Raw genomic sequence first — 15,280 nt, forward strand, 5'->3', positions numbered from 1 at the left:
TCTACGCCACGCGTGGTTGAGCTGGCCTGGGTTTGACCACGGTGGCGAGTACGATGCCTGTGACGATGAAGGCCGCGCCGACCAGATCGTAATCGTGCAAGCCCTCGCCGAGCAGCAGATAGGCAAGCATGGCGACGAACATCGTCTGCAGGTAGAGCAGCATGCTCGCTCGGCTCGCGCCGAGCGTTTCCACGCTTTTGTTGTAGAGATAGTACATCAAGGCGCCGCCCGGACCTGCCAGATAGGCGAGCGCGAGAATGCTGTGGACGTCCATGGCGGAGCGTTCGTCGTTGAACAATTCCCAGACGTGGAACGGCAAGGCGACCAGCGCACCGGCGCCGAGCAGCAGCACGACCATCGGCAGGAGTTCGATGCCGAATTTGGCACGGCGCAAAAGCACGGTGTACAGGCCCCAGCAGAACGCGCTGCCGACGATCCAGAGCTCGCCGGCGTTGAACTTGAGTTGCAGCAGCGCCGTCAGGTTCCCGTGGGCAACGATGAAAATCATCCCGGCGAGCGCAACCAGCGCGCCTAGCGACTTCCACAGCCCGAGCGGCTCGCCAAGCACGAAACGGGCGAGCACCATCGTCATGACAGGCGACAGCGCCATGATGATGCCGGCCGTGGTGGCGTCGGTGTCGTTGAGGCCATGATAGATCATACCCTGACATAGGGTGAGGCCGATCGCCCCCACCGCAACGACCTCCACGACGCGCGTTCGCAACAGTCCGATCATCGCGTCGTGATGACGGTGCACGATCGGCAGCAGGATGGCGCAGGCAAGCGTCAGCCGCCAGAAGCAGAGGCCCCAGGGCGGCATTTCAGGCGCCACCCATTTGGCCGCGATATAGACGCCAGCCGAAAGCAGCCAGCACAGGACGGCGGCCGGATAGCCGGTCACGGAGGGCACGACCTCGGGTTGCGCGACGTGGTGCGCTATCGGCATTGCCTGCATGTCATGCCCTCCCCTTCGATGACGTCGGCCCGATGGGACAATATAGCCTGCGCAGTTGGGTCGTGCATCCGTTTTGAAAGGCGAAAGAAACTGCACTTGGCCGCGGCGCCTGATACAGGCCCCCTGTTCCGATCGTGCGGCGCTCGGTGGCTCGCTCGCGATCCAGGCGCGAGCGTAGCCGGGTTTGGAAATGTGAGCGACAGATAGAACCAGTGCACAATTGCGATAAGATGTTTCACCATTTCCGGTTTTCGAGGTCCAATGTCTGAAGTGGACTGGCTCAGCCATCTCTTGCAAATCATCACCGTTACCGGCCAGCTCGAGGTCCGCTGCGCCTACGGTGCGCCGTGGCGCATTGCCTGGAGCAAGGCTGCCGCAAACGAAATTCCCTACCATGTCATCGTCAGGGGCCGGGCCATTTTGGAGGATCCGGACACGAGAGCAGCAAGGGAGCTGGTGAGTGGAGATATTGTGCTGCTGCCTCACGGCGCGGCGCATGTGCTGCACGACGGCAGCGGGCAAATACCAATCCCTACCCAGCAACGGCGGGGGGCTGCCGGATGGATGCTGAGCGAGAATGATGGCCAGGGCGAGCAACTGGATCTGCTGTGTGGGCGATTTTTTATCGCGCCGCCCCATGATCGGCTTGTCCGCAACTACCTGCCTGCGGATCTGGTGGCGCGGTCCAAGGATGGCGATGAAGAAAACGGCATCGGCTCCGCCTCCAGCCAACTGGCCGGCCTGGTGACGCTGATGCGAATGGAGGCCGCCGGAGACAGAGCCGGAGGACGGGCCATTCTCAACGCGCTTTCTTCGGCCCTGTTCACATTGGTACTGCGCGCGGCCAGCCGATCCGGGAAAGCCCCCGAAGGTTTGTTGGCCCTGGCCGGCAATCCACGGCTTGCTCCAGCCATTTCCGCGATGTTCGCCGATGCGGCACGGCCCTGGAAACTGCCCGATCTGGCCGATTTGTGCGGGATGTCGCGCGCTACGTTCATGCGCCAGTTCCAGGACAAGCTGGGTCGCTCCGCCCTCGATTTGTTGACCGATCTTCGCATGAGTCTGGCCGCCAACGAGTTGAAGAAGCCGGCGATCAGCACCGAGGCCGTGGCCGAGACCGTCGGGTATCAATCCGTTTCGGCGTTCCGGCGTGTCTTCGCCGAAAGGATGGGGATGACGCCGGGGGAGTGGCGGCGACTGGCGCACAAGGGCGAGTAAGACGCGCAGTCTGGTATCTGGAAGGCAATTTGATCCTTTCACGCATCATATTGAGCTTATTCAGTCTCGAGATAATCACTCCTCCCCGTAAATTAGGCTAGGCAATCACTTGATAAGGGAGCCATCCAATGAACTGCCTCGCCACCACCGGACCCGCAACCCGCGTAGCCGCCCAGATCTTCGCGCAAACCGGGAAGAGCGAAAACGCTTTCGCGACGAATGCCGTCATCGAAACGATCCTGAGCCGCAGCGCCGCCAAGTACTACGATCCCGCTGCCACCCTGAGCGACGACCAAATCCGCGACCTGGTGCGTATCGGCACGTCCGCGCCAACCTCCTTCCACCTGCAGAACTGGCGCTTCATCGCCGTACGCTCGCCGGAAGCCAAGGCACGGCTGCGCCCGATCGCCTGGAATCAGCCGGCGATCACCGATGCGGCCGTGACCTTCATCATCATCGGCAGGCTGGCCGATGCCAGCACCGTCCCAGCCCGCCTGGCGCCCGTGGTGGAGGCCGGCATCATGCCGGCGCACCTGGTGCCGGAATGGGAGATCCCCGCTCGCGGTTTGTATGACGATCAGCCGCAGCGCCAGCGCGACGAGGCGGTACGCTCCGCGACCTTCGGCACCGCGGCGATCATCTACACGGCCCGGTCGCTGGGCATGGGTTCGACACCGATGATCGGTTTCGACGCCGAGGCGGTGCACCGCGAGTTCGGCCTGGCCGAAGACGAAGTGCCGGTCATGCTGCTGACCGTCGGGCCGGAGCGAGCCGGCAACTGGCCGCAGAAGCCGCGCATGCCGGTGGCCGATGTCCTGGAGTTTGCATAATCCCCGGCAACTCCAGATCTTACGGAGACGAGGATGGCAAGAACTGCCGCTCTCGTGGAAGGCGCCGCGCCAATGGCTGATTGCATGAGAGATCGAAAAGTCCTTCCACGCCCGTAAATTACCCCGAACCAACAAATGTCTGAGGAGACAATTCCCATGAAAGCGATCGTAGTGACGGACCAGGCTGCAGGAACGGCCGGGATGAAATTGGTGCAGCGGCCCGAGCCGCAGGCGGCGATAAACGATGTCGTCGTCGAAATTCATGCGTCGGGGTTCGTCCCGACCGAGCTGACGTGGCCCTCGACCTGGACCGATCGCGTCGATCGCGACCGGACGCCATCGATCCCCGGGCACGAACTGGCCGGAGTGGTCACCGCCCTCGGCTATGGCACGACCGGGCTCTCGGTAGGCCAGCGGGTGTTCGGCCTCGCCGATTGGTATCGCGACGGCACCCTGACGGAGTATATCGCCATCGAGGCCCGCAACCTCGCGCCACTGCCGGGCGATGTCGACTTCACGGTGGGCGCTAGCCTGCCGATCTCGGGCCTGACCGCGTGGCAGGGACTGTTTCAGCACGGCCGTCTTCAGGCGGGGCAGAGCGTCCTTGCGCATGGTGCGGCCGGCGCCGTTGGGTCGATGGTGACGCAGCTCGCACGAGAGGCCGGCGCCTACGTCATTGGCACCGGACGCTCTGCCGACCGCCAGAAGGCGCTCGACTTCGGCGCGAATGAATTCGTCGACCTCGAGAACGACACCCTGGAAGACGTGCGCGGCGTCGATCTGGTGTTCGATGTCATCGGCGGCGACATCCAGAAGCGGTCCGCGGGCCTGATCCGAGCCGGAGGCACGCTCGTGACCGTCGTCGGCCCGGCCGAGACGCGGCCCGTGGATGGCCTGGCGGTCGACTTCGTCGTCGAGTCCGATCGTGCCCAGCTGAGCGAAATCGTCCAGCGGGTGCGGGACGGACGCCTGCGGACAAACATCGGCAAAGTCGCGACCCTCGACGAGGCGATCGCGGCCTTCAACTCGACCGAACGACGCGCGGGGAAAACGGTCATCCGTGTTCGCCCGTGAGGACTTGGGGGAGAGAGGACGGTTCCCCTCTCCTCGATTTCGTCCAGACGGGCGGCTCCGGATAGGCTGCGAGCAGCGAGATCTCATGTCGAACCCGGTTGTTTTCAGTGTCGCATTCTGTTGGCCCGCGACCGCCGACCGGCAGACATACTCAGGATGGCAATTTCGGGCGGGACGAAGATGTTCGTCCCGCTATTCGAGATACGGCGCCAGTACATCTTCGATCCATTTCATGAATGCGCGGACGCGGCGCGACAGATTGCTGCGATGTGCTACGACGAAGGACACGGGGATCGCCCGGCGACGCAAATCGGGCATGATCTCCACCAGCGCTCCACTCTTCAAGTATTGGCCAATCCCCAGGAGCGGCGCTTGAATCAGGCCAAGGCCGGCGACGGCGGCAGCGTCGTAGGTCTGCGCGCTGTTGACGTGTAGCGCGCCTGGCAACTGAAGCGTCGCGTAGCCGTCGCCGTCCGGATATTCCCATCCATGCGGTCTCGCGCCCAGCATCGTCGAAAAATGAATTGTCCGATGTTCCTGGCGCTGGAGGTCGTCCAGCGACCGAGGGACGCCATAGCGCGCCAGATAAGCGGGACTGGCGGCGTTGACCATGCGCAACAGGCCCAGCGGGCGGGCAATCAGCGTCTCGTCCCCGATGGGACCAAGTCGCAAGACGCAGTCAAACCCCTCCTGAACCAGATCGACTTGCCGGTCGGTACTCGACATCTCCAGCTCTAATTCTGGGTGAGCCGCCATGAAATCCGGCAAGGCCGGAACGATCGTCGTGCGGGCCACTTCGGTCGGGAGATCGACCCGTAAACGCCCGCGAAGCGCCACGCGATCGCCCGCGAACATCGAGTGCAGATCATCGACTTCAGCCAGCAGATCGCGGGCACGGGCATGAAATGCGCGCCCGTCCTCCGTCAACCGCACGCTGCGCGTCGTCCGGTGCAGGAGCCTGGCACCGACATCTTCTTCCAGCTTCCGGACCGCCGTCGAGGCCCTCCCCTTCTGGATGCCCAGGCTATCGGCCGCGCGGGTGAAGCTGCCCATTTCCGCGACCGTTATGAAAATGAGGACGTGCTCGAGATTCTGCATTCGTGCCTCGTATTGTTTTCCAGAAAGAGAACAGTTGGTTCATTTCCTCGGTGTTTATCACACTCAGGAGGCACAGTAAGTTTCGGATATGGGATCTCCCCATCGGAGAACGACAAGTGTCCGAAACCATGAACCCGCGTCAGACAGCCGAAACCGTGACCTTGCATCGCGCCCTGTGGACCGGCCGGATCATGAGCGCGCTTGTCGTTATCGTTCTGGTGGCAGACGGCACCATCCAGCTTTTTGCGCCGGCACAGATCGCGAGCATGTTGCAGGAAACCGGGTTCGCGCTGGACCTGACCCGTGTCGTGGGTCCCATCATACTCGCCTGCGCCATCCTCTACGCCATTCCGGCCACCGCCGTCCTCGGCGCGATCCTGGTGACGGGCTTTTTGGGCGGTGCCATCTGCGCCCACGTCCGCATTGGTGAGTTGGGGTCGCCGCCGGAGATCATTTCCCTGCTTCTGGGCGCGCTGGCATGGGGCGGCCTCTATCTGCGCGATCCCCGAGTCCGGGCCATTCTACCACTCATCCATTGAACCAACCGGGGCAGTGCCCTGTCCCTCAACATCAGGAGAAAACACATGTTTCTAGTCATGGGAATCACGGGAAAAGTTGGCGGCGCAACGGCAGAACATCTGCTGGCGCACGGCAAGGAAGTACGCGCGCTTGTCCGCAATCGCGAGAAGGCAGCCAACTGGGCGAGCAAGGGCGTGGAGCTGGTAGAGGGCGATTGGAATAATTCGGCAGCCATCGAGGAAGCGCTCGGAGGCGTCGAAGGCGCGTTCGTCATGTTGCCCCCTGTCTGGGCGCCCTCGCCCGATTACAAGGAAGCAAAGGGCGTGATTACAAATTATGTCGAGGCGCTCACCAAGGCAGCGCCGCCGCGCGTGGTTGCGCTTTCGTCGATGGGCGCGAACAGAACCGGCGGACACGGAGTGATCACGGCCTTGTCGCTTCTGGAGCGAGGTTTTCGCGACCTGAAATCGCCAATCGCATTTGTGCGCGCCGGCGGGTTCTTCGAAAACTTCCTCTACGGCTTGCAGGTCGCGCAGGGCGGAACGCTACCGGTCTACTACAATCCGACAAACCGCAAATCGACCATGGTCGCGACGAACGACATCGGCGCGGAGGTCGCAACCCTTTTGACCGGGCCGGCGTGGTCGGGCCAGCGCGTCATCGAGCTTGGTTCGATGGTCACCGCCGATGACGTCGCGGGACAGCTGGGTGAAGTCCTCAATCGCGACGTGAAAGCCTTTGCAATCCCGCGTGCAGGGTGGGCGAAAGCCTTCGAGCAATTCGGCATCCCGAAAGGCCACTCCGGACCTGCCGAAGAAATGTTCGAAGCCGTGAACGCGGGATGGATGGACCTTGGCGTCGCGAGTACGGAGCACGTAGCCGGTACGACGTCCGCACGCGATGTGTTCGAGGCTGCACACAACGCCGCCAAGGCGTAAGGCCGGGAGAGACGGAGACTTCCCGCGTTAGACGCGGCGCGGGAAGTGCTCAGCCGTTCACGCGGAGCGAGCGCCTCGGAAGCGGATGTGGCAGGCGAAAACAAGACGTGCCGGTTGGCGCGCTTACCGAGCGCCCGAACGTCTATGAATGGCAGGCGCGCTGATCGATCCGCTGCCGGTGCTCTATCATTCTTCGTCGAGCCCCCTCTATGAGGGGGCGGTGAAGGAGTGGGGGGCTGAGGCGGTGCCCTTCAGGCTTGAGGTCGGCGCAAGGCGAATGCGCGTTTGTTGGACGGCTGCTATGCGCCTCTTTCCCGCCATTCAGCAAACTTCAAACGTTCCCGAAAGTGGTCGTTTTCGTCTGCGTTCATGGCGGCAGAGATGTGAGCCGGATCCGAGCGGATCATCGATCTTCATTGCCTTCCCGATTGGCGCTTGGTTTGAGTGGCACGGGAAGACGCTATCTCGCAAGAACCCTGAATGCCGGAACTCCGAGCCGAGATAGGTAAGTCGACAGCCAATTGACGCAAATATCTTGCCCTGCGACTCTAGAAACGACTGAGCATGTTCTCTGATGGCGTATTCGCCGTTCTCATCACCGTGCTGGTGCTGGAGTTGAGACCACCCGGTCAGCCGACTTTCGTTGCGTTGCTATCCCTGTGGCCGACGTGGCTGAGTTACGCTGTGAGTTACATCTTCATCGCCATCGTCTGGGCCAATCACCACTACCTCATGCGCTACGCTCGCGAGACGACACCGCACCTCATGTGGTTCAATTTCGCGCATTTGTTTTCGATCTCACTGCTCCCGCTATCCACTGCTTGGATGGCGGTGAGCGAACTCGAGCCGCAGCCCGTAGCCTTTTACGCAGCCGCCTTCTCTCTGGTGAATGCAGCCTACATCGGGCTGATCTGGGAGCTGCTCGATCGGCGAAGCAGCGTCAAGATTTCGCCCAAAGTACGCAGGCTCATGCGCGTCCGATCCTTTACGACCTTGGCCCTCTTCGGCGTGGCTGCAATGATTGCGCTGAAGTACCCCCTTGCGGGCTTGGGTCTCTGCATCTGCTGTCTGCTCGGCTATTTGAATCCCGAACCGCCAATGGCTGAAACGCGGCGAAACTGACAAAAGTAGGCCTAACTCCGCAGCATTTTTGCGATTTCACAGCGCTGCTCGCGCATCACACATCAGGGTGTCCCCGTTCCTGCAGCACCCAAGTGTTGCCATCTGGATCCGAGAAGCCCGCGAAGCTGGCATAGTCTCGGTGGTTGGGGTCGAAACCTGGGGCGAACGCCCCACCCCAGCCGTCGATCGGAGCCTTGTGCTTGAGTTCGCTGACTTCGACTCCGCGTTCGAGCAACCGGCTTCGCGCAGTCTCAATATCCGTAACGACAAGATAGATGTTGCGAAGCGACCCTGCGGGCGCGTCCGTAACGCCTTTGCCGAATTGTATTGAGCAGTGGGAGCCAGGCGGCGTGAGCTGGACCACACGGAAGGTGGTGTTCGGCGCATAGTCGACATCGAGCGCAAAGCCGACCCGGTCCACATAAAACCGGAGCGCACGATCGATATCGCTTATCGGCAGTGTGACAACCTCAAGCGATAATATTCCGAACGCGGCTGTGCCAGACTTCATAGTCCGTCCCCTTCGATTAGCTTACAAATCGATGACTAGATCACGGGTCGGTTGCGAGCAGCAAATGAGAAGGTTGCCGTCGGCCGGCCTTTCAAGCGGTTTAGGCTCATAGGCGATCGCGCCTGATATCAACCCACTTTCGCAGTTGTGACAAACACCGGTTCGGCATGACCACCGGGAGGGAACGTCACAGGCCTCTGCCAGCTCCAGAATGCTCCGGTACACTGAAGGGTTCCAATGGGCGGCTACACCACTTCGAGCGAAGGAGACCAGCGGACCGGCATCGGTGTCGCCTTCCGGCAGATGTGGCGCGCGCCGCTCGCTGGCAACAACACCGGGGTTCAGCGGCTCGCTCCCGTTGAAGATCTCGATACGAACGCGATCCGGGGCGACGCCCGATGCGGCTAGCGCCTCTTTCATGTCTGCCATGAAGTCGACAGGTCCGCAGAGATAGACGTCCGCGTCCTGCGGGATACTGACACTATTGAAGACCAATGGTGATAGGTGGCCGGTTGCATCAAAATCGACGCCGAGTCTGTCGACCGGGTCTGGCCTGCTATAGCAGACATAACTGCGACCATGGGGGAGACTGGCCATCAGACGGCGGACTTCGGCTGCAAAAGGATGGTGCCGTCTGTCGCGAGCCGCGTATAGCCAGAGGACCTGCCGCGTGTCCCGGGCTGCCGCCAGCGCGTATAGTATTGCCAGAAGAGGTGTCGCGCCGATGCCTGCGCTGAGCAGTACCACGGGGCTCTGCCCAGGCTGCAATGTAAAGCTTCCGCGCGGCGAGCTTACGTCGACAAGATCGCCTATCCGCACATGATCCCGCAGAAAAAGGCCGGCCGTCCCGTGCGGTTCGATCTTGACGCTGATTCTGTAGCGCTCTTCCGAGAGTGGGCCCGAGAGCGAGTAGCTGCGAAATAGCGCAGCACTGGAACGGGTCGGGCGAAGGCGCAGCACGATATATTGACCAGGTAGAGCGGGCGGGAGCGGCTTTCCATCGGGATGCCGCATCGACAGAGAGACGACGTCCACGGACTCCTGCTCTAGATCGGCCACCGCGAGCGGCTGAAAGCCGGGCGCAGCAGGATGCAACGCGGCTGGCGGAGCGAGCCCGGCATTGCCGCTCTCTTCGCCAGCCGACTGGCTGCGCAGCAGGGCCTCAAAAGACTCTCTCCATCCCGGTGAAAGCGCTTGGATCCGCACAGCGCGTTCCAATTCGACGCGGGGATGATTCGGCGAATAGAGCAGTGCATTCAGCGCAGCGACGGTTACCCGTTCATTCGCTTCGCCCACCTTGAGGATTTCGTCGCCCGCTCCTACCTCGCCTTCTTGCAGAACTCGGAAGTAGAATCCTGGCCGGCCGCTGGAAGTCAGCAATGCCGACATTCGGGGCTCGTCCATGCGGATGCCAACCCGGTAGCATGTGACGCGAGGTTGAGTGACCTCGAAAAGCGCCTCCAATACGAAATCGATCTCCGATGCAAACTGCATCGTCTGGCAAGCCCTCGACCGTGAAGTTTTCGCCGAACTGACCATAGACGAAGTCGGTCCTGTTCAGGTGCTTCTGCCAGTAGCGATATGATGCGATTTGATAGACGAAGACGGCCCGCTGCTCGCCCCCGTGCCCGGCGAGGTCGCCCTGACCGTCGCCGTCCAAATTCAATCGGCCAACGCGACAACGCCCGGCTACCGGGTTTTTGAAAATGCCGGTGTATACGGTGCGGTCATTCCAAGAGATGTTGCGCGGAAGCCCCACGTTCACGGACAATAGTCGCGCCATGCTCCGCTCCGTTTAATCGCGACCGGTAGCTAGCCGCCGGCAATCATTTCGGGGCCTCCACCAGGTGCCCGCTCCAACTCGGCCACATCGAGATTTCGATCAGGACCGTGAGGGACGACCGTCTGGCCAGGCTCGAGATGAAGCTGAACGTCGTCGAGGAAGACCGAAACTATGTCCGGCTCAAACGACACAAGGTTGGAAATGCGGCGGACTTCGGGATAGGCGTCGGTGTAGGACCATGCCGCCTGACGAGCGTCGCCAATAGAATAATAGCTGCAGAGCCCTTTGTAGGGACAGAACGTCTGAAGCTTTACCGCTGTGAGGGAGGACTCGTGGATGTCATCACGAGGGACATACCAGCGTGGAGCGAACCCGGATTCGTAAAGGCCCAATGGATGCCTGGTATCCGCAACGACGCGGTCGTTGTAGCGGACCACGAGGTGACGAGAACTGTGTCGAATATCTATGCGATGGTATGGGTCGGCAGCATGACCCAGGATTCGTTCGTCTTCTTCATAGAAGGCATCCATGGCGCGCCATGCGAACGCCAATCGTCCCTGGAGTTCTGTTGCATGGGCAGGGAGGTTCGTGTGTTGCCACGCTCCTCTGACGGCCACGTGTTGCTCGCCTACCCGGACAGTGTACCATGAAGTAGACCCAAGATCAGGATGTTGGGTGATCTGCTCTGTCCGCTCCAACACATGTGCTGAAATGTCGGACTCCGGAAAATAAGCTACCGGGTAGCGGGCGGGTTCAAACAGTAGGAGAACGTCGTTGCTTTCGGCAACCCAAACCCCGCCAAACAATACGCGCATGCGCCGGCGCAGCCGTTCCACATATAACATTCTCTTGGGCAACGCTTCGGGGACGAGAAACCGACCGATGGCTCCCGTCGAGAGAGGACCTTGTTGCCAAGACAGTCCCACTGCTCAGTTCCCGATATCGCGGCAGAGCCGCAAATAGCTATTTGCAACGTAAGTCCGAGAAATTGGTTCCACCACCGATCGCAAACTTCCAGAGCGGCTCGCGCGCTCGGAAATTCGCACCCACTTCGCGGAAGATGGCTAGGCGACTGCAAGCCGGCTGAGGGACGGCCGTTCGCACGCTATATGGGTCGATCAAATCGGCGCGGCGCAGCAGCAATCGGCCATTCAACCACCCCAGCGATTGTCCAATTTGGCAGGCGCATTGCCTATAACCTGCCAGTCCGCTTTCGGCCCCGAAATGCGACATTCACACTCGTCTCGGCAACCGCACCTTCCTGCCCCGCGCTCGCCTCACGCAGTCTTCTGCGCCACCAACCCCAGCTCCTCGACCATCGCCTGGCGCATCAGGAATTTCTGCGGCTTGCCGGTCACCGTCATCGGCAATTCCGTGCGGAAGCGGATGTGACGCGGGATCTTGTAATGCGCGATCTGGCCGGCGCAGAAGGCCTTGATCTCCTGCTCGGTGGCGATCTGGCCGGGCTTGAGCACAATCCAGGCGCAGAGCTCCTCGCCATATTTGGCGTCGGGAACGCCGAACACCTGTACCTCCCTCACCTTAGGGTGTCGATAGAGGAACTCCTCGACCTCGCGCGGATAGACGTTCTCGCCGCCGCGGATGACCATGTCCTTAACCCGGCCGACGATGTTGCAATAGCCCTCGGCGTCGATGGTGGCGAGGTCGCCCGTATGCATCCAGCCGTCGGCATCGATCGCCTCGCGGGTCTTGTCCTCGTCGTCCCAATAGCCCTTCATCACGGAATAGCCGCGTGTGCAGAGTTCGCCCGGCGCACCGACGGCAACGGTCGCGCCATCGGCATCGATGGCCTTGACCTCGACATGGGGATGAACGCGCCCGACGGTCGAGACGCGTTTTTCCAAGGGGTCGTCGACGCTGCTCTGGAAGGAGACCGGGCTGGTCTCGGTCATGCCGTAGGCGATGGTCACTTCGGACATATGCATCAGCGACACCACCTTCTTCATCACCTCGATCGGGCATGGCGAGCCGGCCATGATGCCGGTGCGCAGGCTGGACAGGTCGAAGGCGGCGAAATCGGGATGGTCGAGCAGGCCGACGAACATGGTCGGCACGCCGTAGAGGCCGGTGCAGCGTTCCTGCGCCACGGCGTTCAGCGTGGCGCCGGCATCGAAGCCCTCGCCAGGGAACACCATGGTCGCGCCCTTGGTGACGCAGCCCATCGTACCCATCGACATGCCGAAGCAATGGTAGAGCGGCACGGGAATGCAAAGCCGGTCGTCGACCGTCAACCTGATGGCCGAGGTGACGAAATTGCCGTTGTTGAGGATGTTGTTGTGGGTCAGCGTCGCGCCCTTGGGTGCGCCCGTGGTGCCGCTGGTGAACTGGATGTTGATGGCGTCGTCCGGCTTCAGCCCCTCGGAGATGCGGTCGAGGCTGTCATGCTCGTCGCGCCCCGCCATCGCCAGCACATCGGCGAAATTGAACATGCCGGGCGAGTTCTCCTCGCCCATGCGGATGACGATCCGGAGCGCGGGCAGTTTCTGTGCCCTGAGCTTGCCGGGCGTGGCCGTTGCGATCTCCGGCGCCAGCGTCTCGATCATGCCGAGATAATCCGAGGTCTTGAAGCTGGCCGCGGTGACCAGAGCCTTGCAGCCGACCTTGTTCAGCGCATAGTCCAGCTCGGTGAGCCGGTAGGCCGGGTTGATGTTGACCAGGATCAGGCCGATGCGGGCGGTGGCGAATTGCGTCACCAGCCATTCCCAGCGGTTGGGCGACCAGATGCCGACGCGATCTCCCTTTTCGAGGCCCAGCGCCAGGAAACCGGCGGCCAGCGCATCCACCGTGTCGGACAGCTCGCTCCAGGTGAAGCGCTTGTCCTGGCCGACGAAGACGGCGGCATCGAGCGTGCCGTATTTGCCGGCCGTGTCGGAGAACAGTGCGGGAATGGTCTTGTTGAGCAGCGGCACGCCACGCTCGCCCGAGACGTGCGCCTTGCCGTCGACGGGCGCGACAAAGACGCTGCCGGCGCGCGCCCCGCGTCCGCGCAAACTGGTGGCGTTCTTCAGCTCGTCGAGATTGACCGGCATCGCTCTCTCCTCCCAGAACATCCGAGCCTATCAGCCTGCCGGGACGGTGGAAATCCCGCCGAAGGTAGGGCCAAGCTTCGAAGGCGGACCGCGCCGCCTTCCACGGTCATAAGAATGGCAGGGTCGTGAGAATGGCGCAGAACGAAAAACCCCGCCTCGAAGGGCGGGGGGCGCAAATCATCACCATAGCGGTATTTGTAGCATAGTGGCCGGCACAAAGCAAGAACAAAATTTGTCCGCCGCCAGCTATCCCTTCACCGAGGCCATGCTGGCCGCTATGTCGCGCAGCATCGTCTCGTCGGCCGTGGAACGCGTCTTTCGCGATGCGACAAGACACGCCTGCGACCGCAGCACGACGCCGTCGATCAGCACCTTGAGATGGTTGGCGCGCAGCGTCGAGCCGGTGGTGGTGATGTCGACGATGACATCGGCAAGGCCGGCCGCCGGCGCGCCCTCGGTGGCGCCCAGGCTCTCGACGATGCGATAGACCTGGATACCGTGCTTCTGCGAGAAGAATTGCTGGGTCAGCCGCCAGTATTTGGTGGCGATCCTGAGCCGCCTTCCGTGACGCTGGCGGAAATCGGCGGCGACATCATCGAGGTCGGCCATGGTCTCGACGTCGAGCCAGATGTCGGGCACGGCCACCACGACATCGGCATGGCCGAAGCCGAGACGGGCGACGATTTCGGCGCGCGCCTCCCAGTCGGCGAGGTTCTCGCGCACGAGGTCCTCGCCGGTGATGCCGAGATCGACGGCACCTTGCCCGATCTCGCCCGATATTTCGGAGGCGGACAGGAAAACGACCTCGACATTGTCCATGCCTTCGACGCGGGCGTGATATTTGCGCTCGTCACCGGGCAGGCTGATGGCGAGGCCGGCTTTCGCCAGCACCTCCAGCGCCTGCTCCTTCAACCGGCCCTTGGACGGGATCGCCAGCGTGATCATGGCGCGTGCTCCCGCAATGCCTCGATGCGGTCGAGCCAGACCGAGAAGCCGACGCCGGGGATCGGCGTCTTGGCGCCGAGCAGCGTCAGCAGCCGGTCGTAGCGGCCGCCGCCGGCCAGCGGCCTTTCACCATCTTGCGCCGCGATCTCGAAGACGAGGCCGGTGTAATAATCGAGCGGGCGGCCGAAGGCGGCGTCATAGCGGATCTTTTGCGCCGGCAGGCCGTTCGCCTCGACGGCCTTGGCGCGCGCCGCGAATTTTTCCAGCGCGGCCCCGAGCGATAGCCCGGCGGCACCGGCAAAACTCTCGAGCGCCTGGGCCGCGCCGTCGAGCGGCACGTCGATCGCCAGAAAGGTCTTCAGCGCCGCGAAGGCTTCGTTGGACAGCCGCACGCTGCGCAGCTCGGCCTTTTCGATCAGCCGCCGCGCGATATCGGCCGGCGCGCGTCCGGCCGAAGCCGACAGGCCGGCCTGTTCCATGCCGCCGGCTATATGCGCGGAGAGACCGTCCAGGTCACCGTCGAGCACAAGTGCCGCGACCGGGCCGGAGAGCTGGCTGTTGCGCGGCGGATTGGCGAGATCGGCAAGGGCTGCCTCCAGCATCGTCGCCGAGCCGAAGGCGCGGGCGAGCCGCATGCGCCAGCCGCGCGGCAGGCCGAGAGCCGCCAGCACCGCCTCGAAGATGGCCTGGTCGCCGAGCGTGATCGAGAGCTGCTGGCCCGGCAGCGCCAGCGACAGCAGTGCATGCGCGTCGGCCACCGAACGGGCATCGGCAGCGGCCGTGTCGCGGTCGCCGAGATCCTCGATGCCGGCCTGGAAGAACTCGTTGCCGCCTTCGCGGCGCTGGCGGAACACTTCGCCCAGATAGGAGTAGCGACGCGGCGTACCGGCCTGGCTGGCGATATGATCGAGGCAGACGGGAATGGTGAATTCCGGCCGCAGGCAGAGCGTCTGCCCGGTCTCGCTTTCGGTCAGGAAAATGCGGCGGCGCAAATCCTCGCCGGCCATATCGAGAAACGGATCGGCCGGCTGCAGCACGGCGACCTCCACCGCATGCGTGTCGCGGGTCGCGAACAGGCCGGCGATGTCGGCCGCGATGGCGGGATAGCGGGAGGTCAATTTGCAAACCTCAGCGCTGTACGACCCTCTGGTCCCAAACCGGAGACGCCAATGATCCAGGTCAAGGCTGGTGCTCTACGGCGCCCCCCTCTGCCCTGCCGGGCATCTCCCCCTCTAGG

13 protein-coding genes and 1 pseudogene are annotated in these 15,280 nt (G+C 62.6%); 6 read left to right on the forward strand and 8 right to left on the reverse strand.

Annotated elements, in window-relative coordinates; genetic code table 11:
- Position 1: 1 nt before the first annotated feature.
- A complete protein-coding gene (locus tag FJ959_RS23285) occupies positions 2-955 on the reverse strand; it encodes an EamA family transporter (protein ID WP_140632298.1) in 954 nt (317 codons plus the stop codon).
- A 261-nt stretch (positions 956-1,216) separates the two neighbouring features.
- Here FJ959_RS23285 and FJ959_RS23290 point away from each other — a divergent pair, with 261 nt between their 5' ends.
- The 3 genes from FJ959_RS23290 to FJ959_RS23300 all read left to right on the forward strand — a co-directional run bounded on the left by FJ959_RS23290 (position 1,217) and on the right by FJ959_RS23300 (position 4,077).
- Positions 1,217-2,173, forward strand: a complete 957-nt coding sequence (locus tag FJ959_RS23290) for an AraC family transcriptional regulator (protein WP_140632300.1) — start codon at positions 1,217-1,219, stop codon at positions 2,171-2,173.
- A gap of 128 nt (positions 2,174-2,301) precedes the next feature.
- The gene (locus FJ959_RS23295; protein ID WP_224681810.1) at positions 2,302-3,003 is read left to right on the forward strand and encodes a nitroreductase family protein; all 702 of its coding nucleotides are present in this window, start codon (positions 2,302-2,304) and stop codon (positions 3,001-3,003) included.
- A gap of 156 nt (positions 3,004-3,159) precedes the next feature.
- Positions 3,160-4,077 carry an NADP-dependent oxidoreductase gene (locus tag FJ959_RS23300; protein WP_140632303.1) on the forward strand — a complete coding sequence of 306 codons (918 nt, stop codon included), beginning with the start codon at positions 3,160-3,162 and terminating at the stop codon, positions 4,075-4,077.
- A 192-nt stretch (positions 4,078-4,269) separates the two neighbouring features.
- Here FJ959_RS23300 and FJ959_RS23305 read toward each other — a convergent pair whose 3' ends face one another.
- On the reverse strand, positions 4,270-5,175 hold the full coding sequence (locus FJ959_RS23305) for a LysR family transcriptional regulator (RefSeq protein ID WP_140581190.1): 906 nt from the start codon (positions 5,173-5,175) through the stop codon (positions 4,270-4,272).
- Positions 5,176-5,291: 116 nt separating this feature from the next.
- Between FJ959_RS23305 and FJ959_RS23310 the strand changes: the two genes are divergently transcribed.
- The 3 genes from FJ959_RS23310 (at position 5,292) to FJ959_RS23320 (ending at position 7,754) form a co-directional block, all read left to right on the forward strand.
- Positions 5,292-5,714, forward strand: coding sequence for a DoxX family protein (locus FJ959_RS23310; protein ID WP_140581192.1), 423 nt, complete (start codon positions 5,292-5,294; stop codon positions 5,712-5,714).
- Between the two features lie 45 nt (positions 5,715-5,759).
- A complete protein-coding gene (locus tag FJ959_RS23315; RefSeq protein WP_140557292.1) occupies positions 5,760-6,632 on the forward strand; it encodes an NmrA family NAD(P)-binding protein in 873 nt (290 codons plus the stop codon).
- Between the two features lie 564 nt (positions 6,633-7,196).
- Complete coding sequence (locus FJ959_RS23320; protein ID WP_140632306.1) at positions 7,197-7,754, forward strand: TMEM175 family protein; 558 nt, start codon at positions 7,197-7,199, stop codon at positions 7,752-7,754.
- Between the two features lie 55 nt (positions 7,755-7,809).
- On the opposite strand, the gene FJ959_RS23325 is transcribed toward FJ959_RS23320, so the two are convergent.
- From FJ959_RS23325 to FJ959_RS23350, 6 genes and pseudogenes are all read right to left on the reverse strand, one after another.
- Positions 7,810-8,265 (reverse strand): VOC family protein, encoded by a 456-nt coding sequence (locus FJ959_RS23325; protein WP_140515048.1) that lies wholly within the window; start codon positions 8,263-8,265, stop codon positions 7,810-7,812.
- 21 nt (positions 8,266-8,286) lie between these two features.
- Positions 8,287-10,048: pseudogene (locus FJ959_RS23330) on the reverse strand (MOSC and FAD-binding oxidoreductase domain-containing protein).
- Positions 10,049-10,077: 29 nt separating this feature from the next.
- Complete coding sequence (locus FJ959_RS23335) at positions 10,078-10,893, reverse strand: DUF427 domain-containing protein (protein ID WP_246679006.1); 816 nt, start codon at positions 10,891-10,893, stop codon at positions 10,078-10,080.
- Between the two features lie 432 nt (positions 10,894-11,325).
- Complete coding sequence (locus FJ959_RS23340) at positions 11,326-13,098, reverse strand: AMP-binding protein (RefSeq protein WP_140632311.1); 1,773 nt, start codon at positions 13,096-13,098, stop codon at positions 11,326-11,328.
- A 246-nt stretch (positions 13,099-13,344) separates the two neighbouring features.
- The gene (gene hisG, locus FJ959_RS23345) at positions 13,345-14,043 is read right to left on the reverse strand and encodes an ATP phosphoribosyltransferase (protein WP_140632314.1); all 699 of its coding nucleotides are present in this window, start codon (positions 14,041-14,043) and stop codon (positions 13,345-13,347) included.
- Positions 14,040-15,161, reverse strand: coding sequence for an ATP phosphoribosyltransferase regulatory subunit (locus FJ959_RS23350; RefSeq protein ID WP_140524793.1), 1,122 nt, complete (start codon positions 15,159-15,161; stop codon positions 14,040-14,042). The genes hisG and FJ959_RS23350 overlap by 4 nt, the downstream gene beginning before the upstream one ends.
- Positions 15,162-15,280 lie beyond the last annotated feature (119 nt).

The organism is Mesorhizobium sp. B2-2-4 (assembly GCF_006442375.1).
Taxonomy (GTDB): Bacteria; Pseudomonadota; Alphaproteobacteria; order Rhizobiales; family Rhizobiaceae; genus Mesorhizobium.